This is a genomic window from Sorangium sp. So ce302, from assembly GCF_051530145.1.
Taxonomy (GTDB): domain Bacteria; phylum Myxococcota_A; class Polyangia; order Polyangiales; family Polyangiaceae; genus Sorangium; species Sorangium cellulosum_B.
In genome coordinates this window covers 11533173-11557952 of the sequence record NZ_CP150326.1, presented here as the reverse complement: position 1 = coordinate 11557952, position 24780 = coordinate 11533173, and the positions used below count along the sequence as shown (strand labels likewise).

Annotated in this window: 19 protein-coding genes; 10 read left to right on the top strand and 9 right to left on the bottom strand. The window is 71.2% G+C overall.

Annotated elements, in window-relative coordinates; all coding sequences use genetic code 11:
- The 4 genes from WME73_RS43710 to WME73_RS43695 all read left to right on the top strand — a co-directional run bounded on the left by WME73_RS43710 (position 1) and on the right by WME73_RS43695 (position 5234).
- Positions 1 to 1209 (top strand): cytochrome P450, encoded by a 1209-nt coding sequence (locus tag WME73_RS43710; protein WP_437913454.1) that lies wholly within the window; start codon positions 1 to 3, stop codon positions 1207 to 1209.
- Positions 1210 to 1320: 111 nt separating this feature from the next.
- A complete protein-coding gene (locus tag WME73_RS43705; RefSeq protein ID WP_437913453.1) occupies positions 1321 to 2706 on the top strand; it encodes a sigma-54-dependent transcriptional regulator in 1386 nt (461 codons plus the stop codon).
- 370 nt (positions 2707 to 3076) lie between these two features.
- The gene (locus WME73_RS43700; RefSeq protein WP_437913452.1) at positions 3077 to 3853 is read left to right on the top strand and encodes a hypothetical protein; all 777 of its coding nucleotides are present in this window, start codon (positions 3077 to 3079) and stop codon (positions 3851 to 3853) included.
- A gap of 385 nt (positions 3854 to 4238) precedes the next feature.
- Complete coding sequence (locus WME73_RS43695) at positions 4239 to 5234, top strand: alpha/beta hydrolase family esterase (RefSeq protein ID WP_437913451.1); 996 nt, start codon at positions 4239 to 4241, stop codon at positions 5232 to 5234.
- A 52-nt stretch (positions 5235 to 5286) separates the two neighbouring features.
- Here the strand turns inward: WME73_RS43695 and WME73_RS43690 are convergent, their stop codons facing one another.
- Positions 5287 to 6108: an SIMPL domain-containing protein gene (locus tag WME73_RS43690; RefSeq protein WP_437913450.1), complete on the bottom strand. Its 822-nt coding sequence runs from the start codon at positions 6106 to 6108 to the stop codon at positions 5287 to 5289.
- A 301-nt stretch (positions 6109 to 6409) separates the two neighbouring features.
- On the opposite strand from WME73_RS43690, the gene WME73_RS43685 reads away from it, so the two are divergent.
- The gene (locus WME73_RS43685) at positions 6410 to 6619 is read left to right on the top strand and encodes a hypothetical protein (protein ID WP_437913449.1); all 210 of its coding nucleotides are present in this window, start codon (positions 6410 to 6412) and stop codon (positions 6617 to 6619) included.
- An 11-nt stretch (positions 6620 to 6630) separates the two neighbouring features.
- On the opposite strand, the gene WME73_RS43680 is transcribed toward WME73_RS43685, so the two are convergent.
- The 5 genes from WME73_RS43680 to WME73_RS43660 all read right to left on the bottom strand — a co-directional run bounded on the left by WME73_RS43680 (position 6631) and on the right by WME73_RS43660 (position 17324).
- Positions 6631 to 7476 carry a hypothetical protein gene (locus tag WME73_RS43680; RefSeq protein WP_437913448.1) on the bottom strand — a complete coding sequence of 282 codons (846 nt, stop codon included), beginning with the start codon at positions 7474 to 7476 and terminating at the stop codon, positions 6631 to 6633.
- Between the two features lie 139 nt (positions 7477 to 7615).
- Positions 7616 to 11467 (bottom strand): serine/threonine-protein kinase, encoded by a 3852-nt coding sequence (locus WME73_RS43675; protein WP_437913447.1) that lies wholly within the window; start codon positions 11465 to 11467, stop codon positions 7616 to 7618.
- 209 nt (positions 11468 to 11676) lie between these two features.
- Positions 11677 to 12975 (bottom strand): non-reducing end alpha-L-arabinofuranosidase family hydrolase, encoded by a 1299-nt coding sequence (locus WME73_RS43670; RefSeq protein ID WP_437913446.1) that lies wholly within the window; start codon positions 12973 to 12975, stop codon positions 11677 to 11679.
- 445 nt (positions 12976 to 13420) lie between these two features.
- On the bottom strand, positions 13421 to 14803 hold the full coding sequence (locus WME73_RS43665; RefSeq protein WP_437913445.1) for an MFS transporter: 1383 nt from the start codon (positions 14801 to 14803) through the stop codon (positions 13421 to 13423).
- The gene (locus WME73_RS43660; RefSeq protein ID WP_437913444.1) at positions 14796 to 17324 is read right to left on the bottom strand and encodes a PEP/pyruvate-binding domain-containing protein; all 2529 of its coding nucleotides are present in this window, start codon (positions 17322 to 17324) and stop codon (positions 14796 to 14798) included. Before WME73_RS43660 ends, WME73_RS43665 begins: the two co-directional genes overlap by 8 nt.
- Before the next feature lie 160 nt (positions 17325 to 17484).
- Between WME73_RS43660 and WME73_RS43655 the strand changes: the two genes are divergently transcribed.
- Positions 17485 to 18087: a TetR/AcrR family transcriptional regulator gene (locus WME73_RS43655; RefSeq protein WP_437742193.1), complete on the top strand. Its 603-nt coding sequence runs from the start codon at positions 17485 to 17487 to the stop codon at positions 18085 to 18087.
- Here WME73_RS43655 and WME73_RS43650 read toward each other — a convergent pair.
- The 3 genes from WME73_RS43650 to WME73_RS43640 all read right to left on the bottom strand — a co-directional run bounded on the left by WME73_RS43650 (position 18029) and on the right by WME73_RS43640 (position 22523).
- Entirely contained in the window at positions 18029 to 19501 is a 1473-nt protein-coding gene (locus WME73_RS43650) for a DUF362 domain-containing protein (RefSeq protein ID WP_437913443.1), read from the bottom strand. The genes WME73_RS43655 and WME73_RS43650 overlap by 59 nt on opposite strands.
- A 13-nt stretch (positions 19502 to 19514) precedes the next feature.
- Positions 19515 to 21761 carry a glycosyltransferase gene (locus tag WME73_RS43645; RefSeq protein ID WP_437913442.1) on the bottom strand — a complete coding sequence of 749 codons (2247 nt, stop codon included), beginning with the start codon at positions 21759 to 21761 and terminating at the stop codon, positions 19515 to 19517.
- Positions 21762 to 21842: 81 nt separating this feature from the next.
- On the bottom strand, positions 21843 to 22523 hold the full coding sequence (locus WME73_RS43640; RefSeq protein WP_437742190.1) for a methyltransferase domain-containing protein: 681 nt from the start codon (positions 22521 to 22523) through the stop codon (positions 21843 to 21845).
- 540 nt (positions 22524 to 23063) lie between these two features.
- Between WME73_RS43640 and WME73_RS43635 the strand changes: the two genes are divergently transcribed.
- The 4 genes from WME73_RS43635 to WME73_RS43620 all read left to right on the top strand — a co-directional run bounded on the left by WME73_RS43635 (position 23064) and on the right by WME73_RS43620 (position 24758).
- The gene (locus tag WME73_RS43635; RefSeq protein WP_437742189.1) at positions 23064 to 23360 is read left to right on the top strand and encodes an RNA recognition motif domain-containing protein; all 297 of its coding nucleotides are present in this window, start codon (positions 23064 to 23066) and stop codon (positions 23358 to 23360) included.
- Positions 23361 to 23396: 36 nt separating this feature from the next.
- Positions 23397 to 23900 (top strand): hypothetical protein, encoded by a 504-nt coding sequence (locus WME73_RS43630; RefSeq protein ID WP_437913441.1) that lies wholly within the window; start codon positions 23397 to 23399, stop codon positions 23898 to 23900.
- A gap of 143 nt (positions 23901 to 24043) precedes the next feature.
- Positions 24044 to 24292 (top strand): hypothetical protein, encoded by a 249-nt coding sequence (locus WME73_RS43625; protein WP_437742187.1) that lies wholly within the window; start codon positions 24044 to 24046, stop codon positions 24290 to 24292.
- Between the two features lie 109 nt (positions 24293 to 24401).
- On the top strand, positions 24402 to 24758 hold the full coding sequence (locus tag WME73_RS43620; protein ID WP_437742186.1) for a hypothetical protein: 357 nt from the start codon (positions 24402 to 24404) through the stop codon (positions 24756 to 24758).
- The last annotated feature ends 22 nt before the right edge of the window (positions 24759 to 24780 follow it).

Genomic DNA, 24780 nt, shown 5'->3' with positions numbered 1-24780 from the left:
ATGACCCCTGAAACCGTCGATGTCCTCGATCCGGACCTGTACCTCGCGGGCGCGCCGCACGATCGCTTCGAGATCCTCCGCCGGGAGGCGCCTGTCTACTGGCACCCCGAGCCGGCGGGCAGGGGGTTCTGGGCGATCACGCGGCACGCCGACGTCGCCCGCATCTCGCGCGATCCGGCCGCGTTCTGCTCGGGGCGCGGCCTCTTCATCGAGGATCTCCCGCCGGGGGACATGCGCGACAACCCCGATGTCATGATCATGATGGATCCTCCCCGGCACGCCCGGTTCCGGGCGCTGGTCAGCAAGGGGTTCACGCCCCGTGTCATCCAGCGCCTCGAAGGCCACGTTCGGGAGCTCGTGACGAGGCTCATCGACGACGCATGCGAGCGCGGCGGATGCGATTTCGCCAGCGACATCGCGGGCAAGCTGCCTCTCTCCGTGATCCTCGAGGTGCTCGGCGTCCCCCGCGAGGATCAGGAGCAGATGCTCGACTGGACGACGCGGTTCTTCGGGGCCAGCGATCCCGCCTATGGCGTCACGCCCGAGGAGCTGAACGCCGTGCTCCACAACATGAACGCCTATGCGCACCAGCTCGCCGAGCAGCGGCGGAAGGAGCCCAAGGACGACATGCTGAGCTTGCTCATGGCCGCCGAGGTGGACGGCGAGAAGCTCTCTTATACGGAGTTCGGCGGTTTCTTCAACCTGCTGCTCACGGCCGGCCACGACACAACGAAGAACCTCATTACCAACGGGATGCTCGCGCTCCTCGAGCACCCCGACCAGCGCCGGCGCCTGCTCGACGATCCCTCGCTCCTCCCGACCGCCATCGAGGAGATGCTGCGCTTCACGCCGCCGGTCTATTACTTCCGGCGCTCCGCGGTGCGGGACACCGAGATGAGCGGGCAGCGGATCGCCGCCGGGGACAAGGTGGTGCTGTGGTACGTCTCGGCCAACCGCGATGAGGCGGTCTTCAGCGATCCGCAGAAATTCGATGTCGGCCGGACGCCCAACGAGCACCTCTCCTTCGGCATCGGCCCCCACGTGTGCCTGGGCCTCGTGCTCGCGCGCCTGGAAGCGCGGGTCGCCTTCGAGGAGCTCCTGCGCAGGCTCCCCGATCTCGAGCTCGCCGGGCCGGCCGTGCGGCTCCGCTCGAACTGGGTGAGCGGCGTGAAATCGATGCCGGTCCGGTGCGCGCGCCCTGCCCCGTAGCGCGTCCCGGGGCAGTGAAGTGCCGGGTGAAGCAGGGAGACAGGGAGAGCGCCCCGCGCCGCACCCCGCGCAACCCTGGATCCGCGCCCGGGTGACGCGGTACGGTCACCCGTGACCGAGACCGTCCTGCTCATCGACGACGATCCGGGGTTCCGCGACGCCTACCGCGAGCTGCTCGCGCTGGAGGGGTACGCCGTCGCCGAGGCCGGCGCCGCCCCGAAGGCGCTCTCGGAGCTCCGCCGCACCAGCGCGCGCCTCGTCGTGCTCGACCTGATGCTCCCGCCGACGGGCCGCCCCGAGGAGGGCGCGGCGCTCGCGGACAGGCTCCTCGCCGAGCGGCCCGCGGCCAAGGTGATCGTCGTCTCGGGCGCGGGCGAGACCCCGCTCGCCCTGCGCCTCGTCGAGCGCGGCGCGTACGACTTCCTGGCCAAGCCCGTCGACCCCGACGTGCTGCTCTCCGTGGTCGCTCGCGCGGCCGCGCGCCTCGCGCTGGAAGATCGGGTGGCGGAGCTCGAGCGCTCGCTCGCCGCCCGCGAGGGCGACGCCTCGGCGATGCTCGGTCAGTCGCCGGCCTTCCTCGAGGCGAGGACGCTCTGCGAGCGCGCGGCGCCGACCGACGTGCCGGTGCTCATCACCGGCGACTCGGGCACGGGCAAGGAGGTGTTCGCCCGCTACCTGCACGCAAGGAGCCGCCGGAAGGACAAGGCCTTCATCGCGGTCAACTGCGGCGCGCTCGCGCCGACCCTCCTGGAATCGACGCTGTTCGGCCACCGGAAAGGCGCCTTCACGAGCGCGATCAAGGACGCTCCCGGCCTGTTCGTCGAGGCGGACGGAGGGACCCTGTTCCTCGACGAGATCGGCGACATGGAGCCGGCGCTGCAAGTGAAGCTCTTGCGCGTGCTCGAGACGGGCGAGATCCTGCCGGTGGGCGCGGCGCGCCCGCTGACCGTGGACGTCCGTGTCGTGTCGGCCACCCACAGAGCGCTCGAGTCGATGGTGGCGGACAGGACCTTTCGCGACGACCTCTACTGGCGCGTGCGCGGGATCGAGATCGCCTTGCCCCGGCTCGCGGATCGCGTGGGCGATCTGCCGCTCCTCGCGCAGCACTTCCTGAACCTGTCGCGGGCCCTCGTGCCGCGCTCGCCGGCGACCGCGATCTCGCCCGGCGCGATGCGCCGGCTCGAGGCCTGCGACTGGCCCGGCAACCTGCGAGAGCTCCGGCACGAGATGCAGCGCGCGCTCGTGATGGCCGGGGGCAGGGGAGAGATCCTCGAGGAGGACCTCTCGCCGGCGCGGCGAGGCAGCGCGCCCGCGGCGCCGGCAGGCGACGAGCCGGCCGAGGGGGCGACGCTGGAAGAGAAGATCGCGGCGCTGGAGCGGCGCGAGATCGCCGCCGCGCTCCGGGCGACCCAGGGAAACAGGAGCCAGGCAGCAGCGCGGCTCGGGCTGTCGCGGCAGGGGCTGCTCAACAAGATGGATCGTCATGGGCTGAAGTGATCTCGGTCGCTCGTGTGCTCATGAAGGAAGATTTTGTTCGAGCGAGAATGATACGGGATCTCACGGCCTGACGTGATCTCGGCTACTCATGTGCTGGTGAAGGAAAAATTCAATCGTTCGAGAACGACACGGGATCGGAAAGCGCCCACAAAAACATGAGCCGCGCCGAGCGCAGGCCGGCACTGAAGGAACCGAGAGCGCGGCTCCTCATGGGCTGCAGCTGGGGCGGGTGGATCGAGAACATGGTCCCGCCGGCTCGGGGTCGCCTGTGCGCCCCGATCCTGCGCGATGCCCGCCGCCTGACACGCGCGATGTCGCTCGCTCCTCGCGAGGAGCGCCCATCGCGCGATGCGCAACTTCAGGAGGAATCATGACGCTTGGCAGGTTGGTGCTCGTGGGGTGTCTGTCGCTGGTTGGCTCCGCTCTCGTTGCCTGTGGGAACGGCGACCCGGATCGCTTCGGCGAGGGGAGAGGCAACGTGGTCGGGACTCCGCCCCCGTCCGAGGGGGACGGCTGTACGCTCACCCAGGGCTACTGGAAGAACCACGAGGAGAGCTGGCCGACATCGAAGCTCACCATCGGAGGGGTCGAGTACTCCCAGGCGGAGCTGCTGGAGCTCTTCGAGACGGCGCCGAAGGGCGACGCCAGCCTGATCCTGTGCCACCAGCTGATCGCCGCGCTGCTGAACGTGGGTAGCGGCGCGAGCGAGGCGGCCCTGGGCGGGGCGCTCGCGGAAGCCGAGACGTGGATGAAGGACAACAAGGACGCCGATGGCCGGCTCCCGTACGACATCAAGCAAGGCGGCGCGGCCGAGGGTGCCGTCGCGCTGTCGGATGCGCTCGCGGACTTCAACGAGGGCGGCATCGGTCCTGGCCATTGCGACGGCGGCCCCGGCAGCGGCTCCGGCGACCCCGGGGATAGCAGCAGCTCCGGCGATCCGGGCGGCAGCGACGACGGCGGGCACGATTGCCCCGACGATGGAAGCACGGGCGAGACCGATGGCGGCGGCGGCTCCGACCCCGGCGGCAGCTCCGACCCCGGCGGTGGCGAAGGTGGGTCGGCTCCGACGTGCGCGGATCCTTGCAGCGACGGCTGCGCCGACGGCTACATCTGCGTCGTCGGGTGCTGCGCGTTCATTGCCAACTGATCCGGGAACGACGAGCTCGCGCGAGCCGAGCTCTCATGACAGCTCACGGGGGTGCCGCAGCTGCCACTGCTGCGCACCCGCCGAGATCAAGGTGGGCGTCGCGCCGGTCCAATTTGATTGACGCCGCCTATGTGAGCGTTCACAGTCGACGCGTCGATCCTTCTTCCGCTTTGCCACGGACAGGCGTGCCATGCGCACCGGGCCTTTCGTCACTTCAGCGCGTCCGCCGTGACGGTCGGGCTGGTGCCTCCACGTGAGGCGCATCCTCGCCCGAGATCATCGTTGGATCGGCACGCGGCGAGCGCGGAGAGACGAACCGGGCGATCACGAGAGGGTCCAGACGATGCCGAGATCAGGTGCTTATTCCTTTTTTCCTGCCGTCGCCTTGATGTTTCTCGCTTGCTCGTCCGAGACAGGCTCGCCCGGCACGGGAGGCGGCGGAGCCGATCAGGCCACGGGCGGCGCGGGCGGGGCCCACACGTCTACGAGCGGCGGGGAGACCACCTCGACTGGGGGAACGAGCGATGACGCCAGCTCCTCCAGCAGCGGCACGACAGGTGGGTCGACCGGGGGCGGACCGCAGGCCGGGGCCGGTGGCATGGGGACCGGCGGCACGGAATCGCCGGCGGGCAACCCGAGCCCAGGCTGCGGCAAGTCGGGGCGGCCCGAGAGCGGAACGGTGAAGGTCGACGACGATCACATCTACACGTTCCCGGACAGCTACGATGGCAACACCCCTCTCCCCCTCTTGATGGGCTTCCACGCCTGCGGCAACCCGATCGACCAGTTCATCAACCTCACGCGAGGGTCGGCCTTCGAGACGGAGTACGTGCGCGCCGTGGGGAGGTCGTCGGACCGGGGTGGATGCTGGAACTACAACAACGACATCGCCAAGGTCCTGCGAATCTACGACGACCTCATGGACAGCTACTGCATCGACATGGACCGTGTGTTCGCCACCGGCCACAGCTCCGGCGCGCAGATGATCATGCAGATCTTGGCGCACAAGTCCGATGCCGAGCACATGAACTTCAGGGCGGTCGCGCCCGTCGCGGCCTCCGATTACGGCGCGCTGCAGGTGTCCATGCCCGCGATGTACATCCAGGGCAAGAACGACACCGTCCGCGGAGGAGACGGGGCGAGCGCGGTCGCGAGGTTCCGCACCGCCAACATGTGCGAGATGAGCTCGACGCCGTATTCCCAGGTGATGGGCTGCCAGAGCAGCGGCAAGACGGTGAACCCCGGCTGCATCTCCTACAGCGGCTGTTCGGAGCCGACGATCTGGTGCTCCCACGACGATCCCGCGTACAGCAACACGAGCCACGGCGTTCCGTGTTTTGCCATCGGGGCGATGTACGACTTCTTCACGGGCATGCCGTGAGGACGCGCCGAGCCGCGATCGCGAGCGCCGCCTGCGGGCCGCCGCCCTGAGCTCACGGGCTCGGGGCAAACGCCACACGGACCGTCACCGCAGCGGTGACACGGATGTTTCCGGGCTCGACGGGGAAGCCGTCCGCGCCTCCGAGCCCCTTCATCTGCTGCGCAAATCCATAACGCTCCTGCTGGACGACCGAGATCGACTGCAGCTCGGCGATCCTGACGTTCGCCGCCTTGGCCACCGCCTTGGCGTTCGCCTGCGCGTCCTGCACGGCAGCCGCGATGGCGCTGCGGCGCGCCTCGGTGCGGTCGCTCAAGAAGAACTCGAGCCCGCCGACGTCGTTGGCGCCCGAGGCGAGCGCGGCCTGGAGGATCCTCGAGCCTGCGGCCTGGAGCTCGGCCGGCGACACGCCCCGCAGCGCGACGGAGAGCTGGCTGGAAGCCGAATAGCCGATGATCCTGGGCTCGGTGATTTCCTCGTGCGGCGCGCGCGACTCTCGGATCGGCGAGAGCGAGATGTCGACCGTGCGGATCTCCAGCCCTGGGATGGCGAGGCCACGCAGGGCGGCGAGCACCGCCTGCGACCTGCCCGCGGCCTTGTCGCGCGCGGCCCCGAGCGTCTTTTCGCGCACCTCCACGCCGATGCTCGTGCGCATCGAATCCGCAGGCCGCGCGACCTCGCCGATGCCGCCGATCGTGATGGTCCGGTTCTCGTCATTCTCCGCCGTGGCGCAGGGTTCCTTGGCTGCGAGGCGATCCGCCGCGAGGACCTGGGCGACGGGGCGCCCGGCCAGCGCGGTCGACGAAATGCAGGTGATGACGCCGAGCGCGAGCCCTGCGATCAGGCTTCCCGTGAGGGTCGGCATAGTACGACGCATCGCGATTCTCCTCCTTCGAGCGGATCGTCTGCCCTGGCAGTCGAATTGGCTGTCAGCGCACCGAATCTAGGGCGGAGGCGGCTCGATCGCGAGGGGCGGGCTCAAGGTCCTTCGGGTCTGTAAAGTACGGCGTCTGCCCGCGAGAGCCCGCATGCCCCGGCTGCGGGACCTGCCTGCCTCGGGTCGACAGAACGTCCTTCTCGGTCCGGTTCGCGCCTCACGCGCCCAGCTCGAAGAGCTGCATCGCGACCAGCGCGACGCAATCGGGCTCGCGCGAATCCGACACGATCTGCCGGAGCTCGTGAAAGTACCGGTGGCGGCGTACCGCCTCGACGAGAGCCCGTTCCCGGACGTGTACGCCGGCCGCGGATCGGGGGACAGCTGCGCCGGGTGCGGCGGCGCATTCGAGCTCTCCTTCGAATCGCGCTGGGCGGCGGGCGAGTCGACCCCTCGGGGCCATGTGGACCTGATCGAGAACGGGACGCTGCTCGGCGAGGTCGGCGCCTTTTGAGGGCGCGCCGGTCAGGGCAAGGAGGTGGTGATCACCTCCTTGACGGTCGCTGTGCTCTGGCCGGGGCGGTCGACACAGGACGGATAGTACTGGCCGGCCCCGTTGAGGGTCTGGCAGACCCGGCTGCAGGGGCCGACCATGCGGATCACCCCGCACCCCACGAGCTGGCCGTCGGACAGCAGGTGGCCCGCGGCGCAGTCGCGCTGGTAGGAGCGCGAGTTGTCGACCGTCGCGCTGTTGTAGCAAGCGTTGAGGTAAGGCTGCGCCGCGAACAGGTTGCCCCAGAAGGCCCCCTCGACATCTGGATAGTCGACGAGCTCCTGGCTCGAGGAGAGCGTCTTCAGCGGATCCCGCAGCGAGCGGGCGGAGAGGAGGACCGGTATTTGATAGTAGTTCACGCGCGCCGCCACGCAGCTGGAGACCATGCGCTGCCCGAGCTCGTCGAGCGGCCCGGTCGCCCAGGCGGGCGCGGCGCCGAGCAGCCCGGGGTAGCGCTCGTTGTGGACGGTGCCCTTGGAGTCCGTCCACGAGAAGGCGAAGGACTCCGTGCTCCTCAGGGCGCAGCTCGTCGCATACCGCATGAACTCGCGCGCCAGCGCGCCGCTCGGGCCGGGATCCCGGATCGCGGCGAGGTTTTGCGCGCTGAGACCGTTGAGGTTCAGGGCGTTGAGGTTCAAGGCGTTGAGGTTCAAGGCATTGAGGTTCAGGGCGTTCGCGCTGAGCGCGTTGCCGCCCAGAAGGGCTCCCTGGGATTCCCCCACGAGCTCGTCCAGCGCCTCGGTGTCCCCCACCTCCGCGGCGCAGCCCGACAGCACCCCAGCCCAGACAAGCACGATGAATCTCTCCTTGAGCGACATGGGTTCCCCCCCATTTCTGGCGCATACCCGGCGGCTCCCTGCGCGCGGCGCGCGAGCGCGGGCTCACCAACATCGCCCATAGGTTGACTATGGGTTCAATATTCTATCTTTTCGCATTATCACGCCCGTGCAAGGTGATTCAGCGGCGACGAGGGTGGTTGTCCGGTGCGTCCGATTCTGACAGCGCCGTCAGCTCCGTGTGCCAGCGACGGAGGCGACTGCCCATGACGGTCGGCGTGGTGGAGGCGGCCGCGAGGGCGCGCTCGATCTGCAACCGGGCATCGACGTACCGGCCGCGACGGAAGGCGGCGAGGGCCCGCGCCTCGAGCACCTCGATCCGCTCCTGCCCTACCGAGCAGCGCGCGGAGCGCTCCTCGAGCGCGGCCCACGCGGCGCCGTCGTCGTCGCACGTCGCGAGCTCGATCATCGAGCAGAGCACGTCCTCCGAGGGCTTCAGCGCGTCGCCGCCGGCTTCCTCCTGCGCCGCGCGCAGCCGCAGGGCGACCCCGCGAGCGCCCGCCTCGTCGCCCTGGTAGAGGCGCAGGCGCGCGGTCAGGAGCGCCACGGCGATCGGCGCGTGGTGCTCGTCGCAGCGCGGCCCCATCGCCTGGACGGCGCGCGCGTGGGGCGCCGCGGCCTCGAGATCGTCCATCAGATACAGGTACTCGGCGAGGTTGTAGCGGCCGACGAGCTCGAACGCGGGCTGGCCGAGGTCGCGCCCGAGCGCGATGGTGCGCTCCAGGTCGGCGATCATCCCGGCGCGGTCGCCCTGGAGGGCCCGCGCGAGCGCGCGGTTGTTCAGCGCTGCGCCGAGGTGCATGAGATCGCTGCGCTCCTCGCAGCTGAGGATCACCGCGTCGAGGTCCCGCGCCGCCTCATCGACCCGGCCGAGGCTGGCCAGGATGAAGCCGAGCATCAGCCGGGCGATGATGTGTGTCTCATAGCCCTCGTCCCCGAGCCGCGCGGCTTGCTCCGCGGCGCGCGACAGCACCATGGCGGCCTCGTCCTCGCGGTCGTCCCGGTGGAGCGAGCGGCCCACGCCGAGGAGCAGGCGGGCGCCGAGCAGGGGGGAGTCCACCCAGTCGGCGAGGCGCTCGGCGGCCTCGACCCGCTCGCTCGCGGCCCGGTACTCGCCTGTCCAGTCGAGGATCATGGCCTCATCGAGGAGGAGCTCGATCTCCGCCCCTGGCTCCGACGCCTCGGCCGCCTCCTCGCGCGCCGCGGCGAGGTCGGCGAGGGCCTCGGTGTGGCGCCCGAGCCGGAAGCGAGCGAGGCCCCGCGCGTGGCGCGCCGCAGGGAGCAGCGCGCCGACCAGCGCCTCGGCGCGCCCGTAGCAGCCCTCGGCGTCGAGGTAGGCCCGGCGCGCGGCCGCGAGCTCGGCGCCTCGGACGAGCAGCGACGCCGCCCGGGCGGTCAGGCCGCCGCGCTCGCAGTGCGCCGCGAGCACCAGCGGATCGGCCTCGCCCGCGCCCTCGAGCCACTCGGCGGCGAGGCGGTGGCCGAGCGCTCGATCGTCCTCGGTGAGCTGCGCGTAAGCGCCCTCGCGCAGGAGCGCCTGGCGGAAGCAGTACTCCTCCTCGCCGGGGAAGCGGCTCTCGCGGCGGCGGACGCAGAGCTCCCCGGTGACGAGCGCGGAGAGGTGATCCGCGAGCAGCGCGGCGTCGCCGCCGAGCAGGTGGGCGACGGCGCCTCGCCAGAACACCTCGCCGAGCACGCTGGCGGCGCGCAGGATCCGGCGCGCAGCGGGCGGGAGCGCCTCCAGCCGGACCTGCACCATCGCCACCACGGTGTCGGGCATCGCTTCGCCCCGGCCCTCCGCCGTCGCGCGGATCAGCTCCTCGAGGAAGAAGGGCTGGCCCTCGGACCGGGTGACCAGACGATCGACGAGCGCCCTGTCGGCCGCGCCGCCCAGCGCCTCCCGCGTGAGCTGCGCGCACGCCTTCGGCGAGAGCTGCCTGAGCCAGATCTCCTGCCGCCCGCGCTCGCCCCAGAGATCGGGGTAGGCTTGCTTGATCTCGGGGCGCGCCGTGGCGAGCACGACGAGCGGCTGGTCCGCGAGCTCGCGCAGCGCCGCGTCGATGGCCGCGACCGAGGCGCGATCGGCCCAGTGCACGTCCTCCAGCGCGAGCACCACCGGCTGGGCCGCGCACTCGGCGCGCAGAAAATCGCGCAGCGCGCGCTGCATCTGCTCGCCGAGCAGCTCGGGATCCTGCCGGGCGGCGCGGAGCGGGAGGCTGTCCTCGTCGGGGAAGGGGACGCCGGCGAGCTCTCCGAGGAACTCCTCGATCCGGCGCCGCTCCGCCTCGGGCGCGCGGCGGGCGACGCGGGCCCGGAGGAGCGCGCGCCGCTCCTCGATCGGCTCGCCGCCCTGGATCCCCGCCGCGCCCCGGATCACCTCCGCGAGCAGGCCGCCGATGGAGCCCGCGCGCAGCGGATCCCCGAGCCCCGCCCAGATCTCCGCGGGCGCGCCGGCGCGCCGGAGGGCCGCGAGGTGCTCCTGGAGCAGGCGGGACTTGCCCATGCCCGCGGCGCCGATGACGAGCACCGCCCGGGCGGCGGGCTCGCCGGCGCAGGCGGCGAAGGTCTGCTCCAGCACGCGGAGCTCGTGATCGCGGCCGACGCAGGGCGTGGGCCTGCCGAGGAGCGGGCGCCACGGCTCGGCGGCGCTGCGCTCGCCGCGCAGCTCGACGGCGCCGGACGCGGTGATCGCTGCCTCGAAGCGGGCCTCGAGCAGCCCGGCGGTGGTCCTGTCGAGGAGGATCTGCGGCGCGCCCGCGCGGCCCGCGCTCCGGAGCAGCCCCGCCGCGCGCTGGATGGCGTCGCCGACCGGCAGGCCGCGCCCGAGCTCGCCCCAGCCGACCGTGATCGCGATCGGGCGATCGGGGACGCGCTCCCGCAGCGCCAGCGCGCAGCGCGCGAGCTGCGCGGCGACGTCGGTGGGCACGTGCGGGCGGCCGACGATGAGCACCGCCGTACCGTCGGCGAGCAGCTCCAGGCGCCCCTCGAAGCGGGCGGCGACCTCCCGGAGCGCGCCGGCGTCCGCGTCCGCCTCGCTGACCGAGAGGGTGGCGCCCTGCGCGGACGCTGGCGCGCGGCCGATCACCGCGACGCCGTGGAAGCGGCGCTCGCTGCTGGTGAGGGCGGAGCTCGTCGGTCCCGAGCTCGCCCCGCCATGGACCTCCTGCGCCGCGAGCGCGGCGTGGGCCGCGGCCCCGTCGCGCGGGCGCCGCGCCGGATCCTTCTCGAGCATCTGCGAGACCAGCGCGTCGAGCCACGGGGGCGCGCCGAGGCAGCGCTCGGACAGGCGCGGCGGATCGTCGAAGATGATCCTGGCGAGGAGGGCGACCAGGTGATCGGCCTGAAACGGCGGCGCGCCGGTGACGCACTGGAAGAGCACGCAGCCGAGCGAGAAGATGTCGGCGGGCGCGCCGACCTCATCGCCGCTGCGCGCCTGCTCCGGGGCCATGTAGTCGGGCGTGCCGACCAGCATCCCGGCGCCGGTGATCGGCGCCATGTCCGGGAAGCGGGCGACCCCGAAATCGAGGAGCCTGGGCTCCTCGATCCGGCCGCCGACGAGGAAGATGTTGGCCGGCTTGAGATCGCGGTGGACGATCCCCAGCGCGTGGGCGGCGCCCAGGGCCGCGGCGACGCGCGCCCCGAGCTCCACTGTCTCGGCGACCGAGAGCCGCCGACGCGAGAGGAGCCGGGAGAGGTCCTCGCCCTCCAGCCATTCCATGACCAGGAAGGGCGTGCTCTCGCGCGCGGCGCTGTAGGCGACGTACCGGACGATCCCGGGGTGTGCGAGACGGGCGAGGAGCTCGGCCTCCCGCGCGAAGCGCGCGAGGTGGTGCGGCGACGGATCGTGCAGCACCTTGGCGGCGACCCGCCTTCCGGTGGTGACGTCCCAGGCGCGGTAGACCGCGCCCATGCCTCCGCTCTCCGCGAGCGCTTCGACGCGGAAGCGCCCCCCCAAGAGCTCCCCCGAGCGCACCGCTCAAGGATAGACGGAGAATGCCGTTCGTCCAGCGATCCCCTGGATTCAGGCCGCGGATCCTGCGCGCGGCGCCCCTGACGCATCGATGGTCGACCCCGATTCCGACCCTGGCTGATGTCGCCCCGGGCTCGCTGGGGATGCGCCGATCGGGAGATCGGCGCTTCTGCCTGAACGTCCCTCCCGAGAGCTCGAGGAGGGGCGGGGAGTCACTTCTCGAGCGTGAGCAGACCCAGCTTGTACGGCAATTTGCCGTAATCCCCCCCGACGTTCGGATCTCTGCCCTGGTAGAGGAACTGCATGTTGCACGCGTTGATGGTCATTCGCTCGTCGTTCGCGGAGCGGATCATCTCACCATGGCTGATGTCGTCGCTCCAGTCCCCGCCTTCGTACGTCACGTTGGCAGGGCCGGCGAAGGGCTTCTGCTTGGTGTCCGCCAGGGGGGCCCAGGGGCCGTCGAGGCTCTCGGAGGTCCACGACCTGAAGAAGCGAGGGCTGTTGTCGAACGCCTCCACCAGGAGCAGGTACTTGTTCGTGCCATCCACCTTGTAGACGTTGCTGGCCTCGAACAGGAGCCCCGAGCTGGGAGCCGTCATGACGACCTCGTACCCATCGAAAGCCGGGAATTTATCGATGCTGACCTTGGAGCGGTAGAGCTTCCCGTCGTCCCGGGAGAAGAACAGATGGCAGTTCTTGTCGTCGCAGATGTTCCAGAAGTCCAGCGCGCCAAGGACGTTCCCCATGGCGCCGGGCTCGCCCTTGAGCAGCGACTGGGGCCGGCTCCAGCCGTTGACGTTGTTGATGTCGTCGTTGGTCGAGTACCTGCCGTTCCACTGGTAGATGAGGTACCACTTGTTGTGCGGCCGGAAAAAGAAGACCTGGGGCGCGACCGTGCCGCCGGTGGGCCAGTTCGCCATGTGCTGCTGCGGCGCGGAGTTCGACTGAGTGAAGTCGGTGAAGTTCAAGTACACGGAGCTCCACGACCCGTTGCCCGACGTGGTGTCGAACACGGTGGCAAATACGTGGTACTTGCCGTCTTCGAACACGATCGTCGGGTCCTTGACGGAGGCGAAGGTGCGACCGGCAGGCGGCTTGGGGCCGATCACCGGAGGCCCCGACTTCCACTTGAACGTGGTGGGCAGGTCGCAGGTCACGGGCGAGCCGCCCGCGCCTGCGCCGCCGCCGCCGTCCCCCGGAGCGCCGCCGCTCCCCCCGGCCCCGGACGTCGGGTCGCCGCCCGTGCCCGTGTCGCTTCCGCTGCTCGTGCTCGTGCTCGTGCCGGAGTTCGATCCACCCGTGCCGCTCGCGCTCGTGCTCGCGCCTGTCGTGCTGCTGGCGCTCGTCGTCGGGTTCTCCGAGCCACCCGTACCATCACCGGGCGGCTGCTCGTCCCCCGTGTCGCTTGCGCAACCGGCGAGCGCGGCGAGCACACAGCCGAGGGCAGAGAGACGAAGGAGGGAACGGGAAGGAGTCAGGGTCTGACGGTGCAAATCGAAGGGAGTGATCATGCTGGTCTCCAGAGGGATGCCCAGTCGGGCAGCGAGCTCCTCAGAGCCCGACCTTCAAGGTGGATGTGCACGAGGACGAGGGCCCGGCGCCGCATGGCGGCCTACCCAGGGCAAAGCGGAAGGATACCTGGGACATTGTGAGCGTTCACATTGCTGGCGTCAAACAAAAACCGGCGCGTGATCCTCTCCCGGCGGCTCGCGCGCACCGGTGCGGAGCACGGCGAAGTGCGGCGCATCTTGGCACAAATTCGTGACGTGTTGTGCCGCTGCGCCTGTGCGCCAGGCGCGAGATCCAGAGATCTCGTTCATCTCCGCACTGACGCACGTGTCGCTTCACCGTGACGGCATGAAGCGTACGTCAACCGTGGTTGCTCTTGCGGTGATCCCGAGCTCACCGTCGAGGAGTGGCCGGACGAGTCGTTCGCGCCTCTCCTCGTGAAACGCTCTACCGTGATCCCGCGGCTGCCACCGGCGCGGCGGCGCGGCCGGGAAGGAGAAAGGCGCAGCCGATCGTCAGGAGCAGCGCCGCGCCGAAGATGGACGTGGCCATCGTGTGCTCGCGGTTCACCACATCGGCCGCCGGGCGGTCGGTGAGGACGAGGCCGAGCACGGTGAGGCCGACGATGCCCCCCATGTAGCGCATCGTCGATGTGAGGCCTGCGGCCATTCCGCTCTTCTCGCGCGGGACGTCGCTCATCGCCGCGGACTGCGACGGTGGGGACGTCAGGCCGAGGCCGGCGCCGAGCATCACGAGCGCGGGGATCGCGTCCGTGAGCGCGCCCAGAGGCCGCGCCGCGAGCAGGAGCATGCCGGCCAGGGCGAGCGAGCAGCCGGCGAGCGCCAGCGCGCGCGGCCCGAAGCGATCGGAGCCGCGCCCCGCGAGGGGCGAGACGACAACCATCGTCCCCATCATGGCCAGCAGCGTCGTGCCGACGTCGCGCGGCCCGACGTGGAACAGCCGCCCCGCCACCTGGGGCAGCTCGAAGATCGTCGCGTACATGGCGAAGTTCTGGAGCGCGATGAGCAGGCTGCCGCCGAGGAACGCGCGCCGCCTGAACAGGGAGAAGTCGATGACCGGGTCCGCCGCGCGCCGCTCCCAGAGCACGAAGGGCACAAGGCCCAGCGCGCCGAGCACCGCGGCCCAGCGGAGGTGAGCGGCCTCGAGGCCAAGGACGAGCCCGATGAGCGACCCACCCAGCAGCACCGAGCCCACGACGTCGAACCGCGGTCGCGGCGCGGCAGGCGTCACGGCCGCGGGGCGCGGCGGCCCGCCGATGTGCGCGAGCGCGGCGGAGAGGAGCAGCACCGGGACGTTCGCGAGGAAGATCGAGGTCCACCCGAAGGTCCCCACGAGCAGCGCCCCGATCGTCGGTCCGGTGCCCGCCGACAGCCCCATCACCGCCCCGAAGGCGCCGAAGGCGCGCCCGCGCACCTCGGGCGGCAGCTCCGTGCGGAGCATGGCCGTCGCGCTCGGGACCACGATCGCGCCGCCCGCGGCCATCACGACGCGCGACGCCGCGAGCACCGGGAGCACCGGCCAGAGGTAGGCGAGCGCGGCCCCGACCGCCAGGAGGAGCTGGCCCAGCCCGAGCGCGCGCCGGTGGCCGAGGCGATCTCCGAGCTTCCCACCGGGGCTCTGCAGGACGATGTTCGTGAGCAGGTAGCTCGTCACGAGAGCCTGCCGGAGCGCGCCGGAGTCGACGCGAAGCGCGCGCGACATCTCCGGCAGCGCCACGGCGACCATCGTGGAGTTGAGCGGCGCGAGCGCCGTCGACAGGGCGATGGCGGCGAGGAGCCGCACCGGCAGGCGCGACGAAGGCTCAGGCACGGGCGAGCTCGCCCGCGCCGTCCTGACGGTCGCCCCGGCGCAGGAGCGCCACCCGGCCCTCCGTGCCGTCCACGAGGATCTCCTGGCCATCCGTGATGCGCTCGGTCGCCCCGGCAGCCCCCAGCACCGCCGGGATCCCGTACTCGCGCGCGACGATGGCCGCGTGGGAGACCGCGCCGCCGACGTTCGTCACGACGCCCGCGGCCAGCGTGAAGAGCGGCGTCCACGCGGGGTTCGTGTAGCGGCAGACCAGGATCTCCCCCGCCTTCAGCCGCTCGAACTCCCGCTCGTCCCGCACGATGCGCGCCTTGCCGCGGACCACCCCGGACGACGCCCCGATGCCGCGGAGCTCGTCGCCGGAGGCGCCTCCCGCGCCCGCCCCGAACGACGTCTTCTGCCACCTCGCGTTGACCACCCCGTACGTCGCGCGCCGCCGTCGAACGAGCCGCTCCACCTCGTCGAGCGGCGGCGCCGCCCCCTCCAGCCACCCCCGGAGCTCGGCTTCCGTCAGGTAGAAGACGTCGTCAGGGCGCGGCAGGCGCCCGCGCTCGCAGAGGCGACGCGCGATCTCGGCCACGATCGCCTGCAGCGCGGAGAACGAGCGCACCAGATCGAAGTGCGTGCGCTCCCGGAACACGATCGCGCTCCGCAGCCGCTCGAGGGTGCGGCGGAACGCGTCGGGCAGACCCGGCACGAGGCGAAGCGCGCGGGTGACCTCCTCGAGCGCGGCCCGGTAACGCGCGAGCCCGGCCTCCTCGGACGGCGGCTCGGCGACGTCGAGCAGGCCGCGAAGGAGCCCCCACAGCGGCGCGGGATCCTGCCGCCACGTCGGCGCCGAGAGGTACAGACCGGTGCTCTCCCGGTGCCCATGCTCGTCCAGGAACGCGTCGACCTCGGCCAGGTAGGCCCGGCCGGCCTCCGATTCGCGGAGGGCCTCCGGGCGCCCCTCCCGGATCGCGCCGGCGACCTCCGGCCCGGCGCTCACCGCCCTGCGCGCGAGGTGGAAGATCGCGAGGTTCACGTCGGACGTCCGGGTGCGCAGGCCCGAGACGAGGTCGCGCATGACGGTCGCTGCCCGCTTCGGTCCCACGGCGAGGGCGACCGGGACGCGGAGGGCGATCGCGGCCAGCTCGCTGGCGCGCTTCTCGAACCGCTCGCCCAGGACCGCGGTCGTGGTCTCCGTAATCCGGTCGGCGCGGCGGAGGAGCGCGGCGTCGTCCAGCGCGCGGAGATCGACCGGCGCGCAGGCCTCCTGGAGCCGCTTGAACCCGTCGCCCTCCCACCACGCCATCGCGTCGTCGCGCAGGCTGGCCGCGACCTTCTGCGGCAGCCGGAGCAACCGGAGGGTGGGTCGCGCCCGCGGTGGGACGAAGATCGGGCGCCACACCTGGCCGACCCACGCGCGCTCCTCGGCCTCGTCCACGTCGAGCCCCAGGAAGCGCACCATGCGCACGAGCGCGGGGAGCGTCGCCCGGAAGCCCCATTGATCGAGCGGCCTGGGGGCGACGGGGAACCGGTCGTTGTCGTTGGCCTCGAGCATCCTCCGCTGCATGCGGTTGAGCTGCGGGGGCGGAGGGAGGGGCTCGATTTCGGCCGTGCCGAGCGTGGTGATCGGGCGCGACTGGAGGAGGTGAATGGAGCTCCCGGCGAAGGCGAACTCCACGTCCTGCGGGCAGCCGAAGTGGGCCTCGAGGCGGAGCCCGATGCGGCCCAGATCGAGCACCAGCGCGTCGCTCGGCGCGGGACGGCCGGCCTCCCGGCGGTCGCGGTCGTCGATCGCGAGGTCGTTCGTCCCGGGGCCCGCGGCCCCGTTCGGTCGGTCCGGGCCGGGCGCCGCGGCCCCGGCGAACGGCGCGCGCCGCAGGCGGTACACGTCGCCGGTCGTGTGTCCTGACACCACGGCCTCGCCGAGGCCCGGGGCGACCTCCAGGAGCATGCGGTCGGCGCGCTGGGCCACTGGGTCGACGGTGAACAGGACGCCGGCGAAGTCGGCCGGGACCATGCGCTGCACCACCACGGCGATGTTGACCCCCAGGTGATCGATGCCCCGCGCCGCCCGGTAGCCGAGGGCCCTCGGGCTCCAGAGGGACGCCCAGCACCGCCGCAGCGCGAGGAGCAGCCCGTCCTCTCCCGCCACGTCGAGGTACGTCTCGTGCTGGCCCGCGAACGAGGCGTCGGCGAGGTCCTCCGCCGTCGCCGAGGAGCGAACCGCGACCGGCGGCGCGCCGAGCTCGCGGTACGCGTCTCGGACCGCGCTCTCCATCGCGGGCAGCATCGCACCCCGCTCGAAGAGCTCCGCGGCCTCCGAGGCCGCCGCCTCCCAGCGGCTCGCGGCGAGGTGCGCCGAGAGGCGCTCGGCGAGCCCCCATGCGCGCGCCTGCTCCGCGTACGCGTCAGCGCTCACAACGAACCCGGGCGGCACGGCCAGGCCGAGCTGGATCAGCTCACCGAGGTTGGCGCCCTTGCCGCCCGCCCTGGCGAGGTCGGCTCGGGACAGCTGGCTCAAGCGATGAACAAGCATCAGGCATCTCCTTCGGCCAAGAAAGGCTGCTTCCGCCGCGTCGCGCTCCCCTGCGCTCGCCCGCCCTCCGGGCAGCGCCTCGCTCGCGACGACAGCGTCCGCTGGACCGTCACCTGAAAGTCATTGTGACGTCACGCAGTAAGTATCATGATACTTATGAATGGCAAGGCCGCGTAACATCACCGACGCGCAGATCCTCGACGAGGCACGCGCGTGTTTTCTGGAGCACGGCGCGGGCGTCTCGACGACGCTCATCGCGGAGCGGCTCGGCGTCTCGCACGGGGTGCTGTTCCAGCGCTTCGGCACCAAGGAGCAGCTCCTGCGCGCCGCGCTGCTGCCGCCCTTCGAGCCGCCGTGGATGGCGCGCGCGCGGGCGGGCCCGGACGACCGCGACGCGCGGATCCAGCTCCTCGAGCTCGCCGAGGAGCTCTCCGCCTACCTCGAGCGCATCGTGCCGTGCCTCGCGGTGCTCCGCTCGGCCGGCATGCACGTCGAGTCCATGGCCGACCGGCGCGAGGACCTGCCGCCGGTCCGCGCGCGGCGCGAGGTGGTCGCGTGGTTCTCGCGAGCGATCGCCCGCGGCCTGCTGCGCCCGGTCCGCCCGGAGCACGCGGCCGACCTCTTCCTCGGCGCGCTACACTTCCGGCCGTTCCACCAGCACCTCTCGAACCAGGGGTTCGATCGGTCCGAGGGGCGGGCCTACGTCACGTTCGCGATCGACGCGATTCACCGGACGCTCGCGCCCGCGGCGGAGCGACCGTGACGCGCGGCGCGCCGGCCGCTTCCGGCAGCAGCGACGGCCAGCTCCGCGGCGGCTTGAACCGGTGGGTCGGCGCGGGCCCGTCGACGATGTGCTCTACCTCGTCGAGGCGACTGCCAGGGAGCAGCACCCCGCCCAGCGACTCCCGCACGAGCGGTATCCGCGCCGGATCGAAGCCCATCACCTGCGAGGCGATCGCGTCGACGAGGCCCGGATCGAACCCGCCGAGCAGGAGCCCTGCGCGCACGGGCGTCGCCCCGAGCGGCCCTTCGCCCTCACCCGCGACGATGCCGTCCACGATCGTCAGGTACCGCCGCTGCGGCTCCCCGCGCAGCGCGCCGCCGCGGTCCGCGAAGAACAGGATGCGGTTGAGATCCAGGATCGTCCGCCAGAGCGTGTTGTTCCCCTCCCAGCTGCCATCGATGACCTTCGGCGGCGCCCCGAGCCGCGGCGCGCGCGCGACGAGCGAGTGATCGCCGGGGAGCGGGAACCGGCTGAGCTTGTTCTCCACCGCGTCTCCGAGACCTTGAGGCCGATCGAACTCGTCGCCGCCGACCGATGGATCACCCTCGGTGAAGTGCGGGAGCCAGTACTTCTCGTTCGTCAGGCCGATCACGCTCTTCAACGACAGCGTGATACCCGTCTTCTTGTGCGTCTTCAGCTTGGGGAGGTTGATGACGACATCCGCGTCGAGGAGCGTCTGGGGGATGCTGTACTCGTGCCGTTGCCCTGCGTGGTGCGGCACCGGCGTCGCGTAATGGCTGCGGTGGAAGCGGAGCGCGGCGCTGCGCGGGGCGCCCGCGCCGGCGAAGAAGCTGCTCGAGCCCAGATCGACGACCCGGTAGCCCCGCGGATCGCCGGGCAGTCGGCGGCGGAGGAGCAGGCCGAGGTTCCAGGAGCGGCCGAAGCGGCGCACGTCGTCGAGCGCGAACACCGGCGCGATCCGGAAATACCGCAGGTCGATGAAATCGACGTCATGCCCCTGGGCCCTGAGGTGACCGATGACGTCGAAGATGCCGAGCGGGCCGGCGACCTTCTCGATCTCGCAGCCCTCGACCGGGGAGTCGACGACGCGCACGCTCCCGCGCGGGCCGGCGGCGCGGAGCGCGTAGTCGAGCACGGGCCGGAGCAGCGAGCCGTGCGTGCTGGAGGCGGCGAGCCGCTCGCCCGTGATCTTCTGGTGAAGGTTCTTCGACGAGACGAGGTTCGGCTTGACGACGACGCGGTCCCCCGGCGCGATCAGGTCGCCGAGCGGGTTCCACGCGGGCGTGCCGGCGCGGGCCGCGTCGAGGCCGAGCCGGCGGAAGAGCGCCTCGACGGCCTCGTAGACCGGGCTCGGCGGGCCATAGGGCGCGCTGCCCCCGTAGCTCACGCCCGGCCGAGAGACCGTCACCACGCGGCGGCTCGTCGCTGTCATCGGGAGCCCCCGGTCAAGCGCCCGCGCCGTTCAGGCCGGACGAGAGGATCTCCGCCGGCGCGGCGCGCTGGAAATCGACGTTGAGGCGCGAGACGCTCGCGAGGTGCTTGCCCGTGCGGACGAGCGCGATGTCGTCGGCGAACTCGACGTCGATGCGCATCCGCTCGCCGAGGTGATGGCGGAACGTCGCGAGCACCTCGTCCAGGACCTGCTGCGAGAACCGCCCGCCCTTGACCACGCGGAAGGTGATGGCGTCGCGCTCCTCCTGCACCACCTGGAAGCGCTTGATCGCGTAATCGAACTCCTTGAGGTAATGCGCGAAGAACGTGCCGGGCAGATAGCGCCCGTCCGTCCCGCGGATGATGGACTGGACGCGCCCCTCGATGCGGCCGACGCGCGGCGCCCCGCGGCCGCAGGGGCACGGCGCGGACGGGGACATCGCCTCGGCGAGATCGCCGATGCGGTAGCGGACGAACGGCATGCAGAAGTTGTTGAGATCGGTGATCACGACCTCTCCGATCTCCCCCGGCTCGGCGGGGCGCCCGTCGCGCAGGACCTCGACGATGTACCCCTCGGCCACCACGTGGTGGCCCTCGTGCGCGTCGCACTCGTACGCGATGCCCGAGAACTCGCGGCTGCCGTACTTGTCGAAGACCTTGCAGCCGAACGCCTCCTCGATGAGCCGGCGGCTCGGCAGCGGCAGCGTCTGCGCGCTCGACATGATCGCGCGCGGCCGGGCCGCGACCTTTCCGGTGCTCTTGACGTAATGGGCCAGGAAATCGAGCGCCTCGGCGTAGCCGTCCATGAGCACCGGCCGCGCGCCGGCGATCCTCGCGATCATCTCGCCCAGGTTGTCGTCGGACAGCTCGAAGATCGGGATGAACGTGCGGTTCGACAGGACGGCGTCCGCGCGCTCGCGGGCGGCCTGCCACGTCGTCATGCCGATCGTCTGGTGCCAGAGCCGCACCGTGGGGTCGCCGAAGCGGTAGCCCGTCCACTCCTGCGCCCGGAGCGTCGCCGCCCAGCGGAACTCGAGCTGAGCCCGGTCCGCGTAGCAGACGAAGGGCTCGCCGGTGGAGCCGCTCGTCGTGATCTTGAGGACCTGCGACTTGTCGTGGTTCTCCGACATGATGTCGAAGTAGAGGTGGCGCCGGATATCCGCCTTGGTGAGGAACGGCAGCTTGTGGAGGTCCTCCTGGCCGCGGATGTCCTCGGGCCGGAGCTTGAGCTCCTGCATGCGAGCGCGGTAGTAGGGCACGTTGCGGTAGCAGTGGCGGAGCAGCCGCCGGAGCTTCTCGTCCTGGAGCTCGCGGGTCTGCGACGGCGTGAGCCACTGCGTCCTGCGCAGCGTCTCGTAGTAGTGCTCGACGTCGCGCGTGATCATCCAGTGGGTGTGGTTGAACGCGGCCAGGTACGCGCGCCACCTCGCCGTGGAGAGCGGGTCGCGCTCCGGCGAGCGGTCGACCACCGGGTTGCGGCGGAGGTACTGCGTGGCGATGTCCGCCGGCTTCCGGCCCACGCGGTATTCCCAGCTCGCCTTGCCCAGGTCGTAGAACGACTTGACCACGGCGCGCGCCGCGGCCCCGTCGAGGAAGGAGACGCCCTGCCGGCGCTGCTCGAAGAGCGTCTCGACCTCCTTGTACGAGTAGCCCTTCGCGTGGGCGGCGACCAGGACGAAGGACTGCCAGTAAAAATAGCTGCCCTTGTACGTCAGGAGATCCTGGAACACCTCTCGAGCGCACATCACGAAGCCGCTCTTGTTGTCCTGGAGCGACATCCCGAAGGTGGTGTTCAGCAGCGTGTTGAACCCGCGGCTCAGGTGGTACCGGCGGTCCCTGCGGCGCCCGACGGCGCTCCTCCAGCCCTGGACGACATCGACGCTGTGCTCGTAGAGCTCCCGCCGGAGCCGCAGGAGGTCCTCGGGCTGGTACTGGAGATCGGCGTCGATGGTGGCGACGAGCTTGCCGCGGGCGGCGGCGGCGCCGGTGCGCCACGCCGCGGTGATGCCGCGGTTCTGCGGGTGGAAGCACCCCACGACGAGCCCGGGGTGCGCGGCCATGAGCGCGCGGATCGTCGTGGCGGTGCCGTCGGTCGAGCCGTCGTCGACGAGGATGAGCTCGCCCGTGAGCGCCCCCTCGCGGAAGACGCCGAGGATGCGGTCGGTGAGCTCGGGGATGTTCAGCTCCTCGTTGAGACAGGGCACGAGGACGGAGAGCTCGATCGGCGCCTCCGGAGCACGCTCGGTTCGGGGTTCGGACATGGTGTGTTCGCCTATCTTGCCTTGAAGGAGACACCACAGCAGGGCGAGGGGCGCGCTGGGCGGCCCGGCGCGCGGGAGGAGTCACCGGGGGACGCAGCGGAAGCACGCGCGGATCGGCAGCGCGCCGTGCGGCGCCGCGCGGCGCTCGGTCACGCGGAAATGGCGGTCGAGGAGGCGGCCGAACTCGTCGGGGGTCCACTGGTGCAGGTGGTAGGCGTCGCCGCCCCACTGGATGCGATCCCGCAGGAGGTAGCCGACGGGCGTGCGGCGGACGATGCCCTTCAGCCGCCCGATGAGCGGGTCGTTCGGCACCGTGATCGCGGCCACGCCGCCGGGGCGCAAGAGGCGCGCGATGGCCGCGAGGACGGCGGCGGGATCCACGGTGTGCTCGAGGACCTCGGTGCAGACGATGCGATCGAAGCTCGCGGCGGGGAGGTCGAGCTTGTCGACCTCGCCCTTGAGGAAGCGGGCGTCGTAGCCCGCGAGGTTCTTGCGGGCGGTGTCGAGGAAGACGTCGGAGACGTCGATCGCCGTGATGCGGGCCCGCGGGAACATCCGGAGCACGTGCCCGCCGCCCGAGCCGACCTCCGCGAGGTCGAGGCCAGCGCAGTCGCCGAGCATGCCGCGGATGATGGCGAGCCGCTCGCGCTCGATGAGCCGGATCGGCAGCGGGGCGCGGTCGTAGTAGTCGTCGATCGGGTGCTCCCGCGCGAGGCGGTCGTTCAGCGCCTCCACGTCGATGTCGCCGGCTGTGTTCGGCATGGCGGCCCCTTAGCACGGGGGCGGCGTAGCCTCACCCCGGCGGCGGCTCCGCGCCCGGCGATGGGACCGCGCGGTCGGCCGCCGACGTGAACGTCCGGTCGACGGCGGCTCCCTGGCCGCGTGAGAGGCCGCTGACAGTGCCGTGCGGCGCGCATCCAGCTCGTCCGCCGGCAGACGTTGTTGAGCGCCCCCGGACGCAACCCGCGCGCATCACGCGCGCATCACGCGCGCATCACGTGATCGCGCGCAGGTTGCCGCTGCGGGCGGAAAGAAAGAGAAAAGATCGCTGAGACACCGCTTGCTGTTGGTGCCCCAAGGGAGTAACTTGGGCCCCTCACGACGTCACTGGCTCTCGACACGATGCGTTCTCTCTCTCTCCACGCGAGGGAGATCGTTGCTCGCGCGGATGACTGGACGACGCACCGTGTGCCTGCGCGGGTTCGCTGCGCGGCACGTCCCCGTTCGATCCGCGACGGCTTCATCGAATGGCAGGCGAAGAGCGCTCACGAGCGCAGCTGCAAGCCGTGAAAGTAACGTGTCATGGGTAATCGTCTTTACGTCGGCAATCTCTCGTACAGCACCACCCGCGAGTCCCTCGAGGCCGCGTTCGCTGGCAGCGGCGAGGTCCGTGAGGTCTCGATGCCGACCGATCGGGAGACCGGCCAGCCGCGCGGGTTTGCGTTCGTCACGATGGGCTCGGCCCAGGCGGCGAACAACGCCATCTCGCAGCTGAACGGCATGATGCTCGATGGGCGCTCGCTCAAGGTGAACGAGGCGCAGGAGCGTCAGGCAGGCGGTGGTGGCGGCGGCGGCGGCGGCGGTCGCGGTCGTTACTGATCGCTCCTTCGTCGCGTCGGAACATCGCGGCGGGCCATGAAGGCCCGCCGCATTTATTTTGTCTTCGAGACACCCGAGCCGCACGCCGGTGCGCGCGAGCGCCGCGCCAGGCGAGAGGGCCGCTGGACCATGGGGCCGCTGCACGGCGCCATCGTGAGCTCGTGCGGCCACCGCTACGGCGACTTCAGCTTCAACGACGACGACGGCTCGCGCGACACGCTGGCCCTCGATAGCGTGACGCTCGGCGAGCTCTCCCAGAACGACCGCCACGAGTCCTCGATGAGCCCGAGCTTCGCGGTGCGCTGGTTCGAGGTCGACCCGGCCTATCAGATCGCCCGCCTGGAGCCCGCGCCAGCGCCTGCCGAGGCGGTCCACAGTCGTCTCTGGCCGCTGATGCCCCCGAAGCGCAGGATCGTGAAAAGCCCCGCATCGACCAGATCGGCCTCTATATCATCAACTTTCGTGGTGCCGCGGCGCGTTCTCTGGTACATGATGACGCTTGCGCAGCGAAGCTGGACGCTCGCGCAGCGAAGTCGATAGCGATGCCGCCTGGACCCGTTGGGCTCGAGCGACAGGCAAGGCCGTAAAGAGCCGCTCGAGGCAGCTCCTGCATGCACATGCGGAAGCGCGCGCCCGGCGTGCCTTCCGCGTCCGTGCGGCTGAGCGCAAGGAAAGTGGTCGCCATGAAAGCGTGTTTATCGCGGGTCGTGGATGGCGTGGAACAGAGGCTCTGCTGGCGCTTCCAGGTGCACGGCAGGAGCGAGTCCCTGTACGAGCCGGCGGACGGCTCGCACGGTCCGTTCGATCGCGACCGCCAGCGGAACCTCAAGCTGGGCGAGACGTTCCAGCGGCTGGACCGCTCGGGATCCCCCCGGAAGTACGATGGGCTCTTCTGGCAGCCAAAGAGCTCGATCGGCGGGTTCGGTCCGTAAGTGAGAGGCTGGACCGTGGCGGCCGGAAGCGAGGACAACATCCATCTCCGGCATGACACGGAACCGTGAACTTGTCGCTGAGCTAGCAACCGAGTCGTGCAACACAGCCATGTCTACCTCCCAGAAGCCCGTCACCTCCGCCACCCTGCTCGCCACCGCTGCCCACCTCAACTTCCGCGCGACGTCCCGCGACCGGAGCGGCTCGACGCTCGGCGTGCTCGTCGACGCGTCCGGCGCTCAGCAGTACCTCGTGATCGCCTCTGGCGGCGAGGAGGGCACCTGGACGCTCGCGAGCGAGCTGCCCGTCGGCCTCGCGCCCTTTCTTCTGTACGAGAGCGCCGCCAACGTGCTGCGCGGCGGAAGCTTGAGCGAGGACGGGAGCATCTCCTTCCATGGAGCGTTGTATACGATCGAGTCATCGGTCGACGGCAGCACCCGCGCAGCGAAGGTGAGCGGTAGTGTTTGAGCGCTGGCGCGCTCGGATGCCA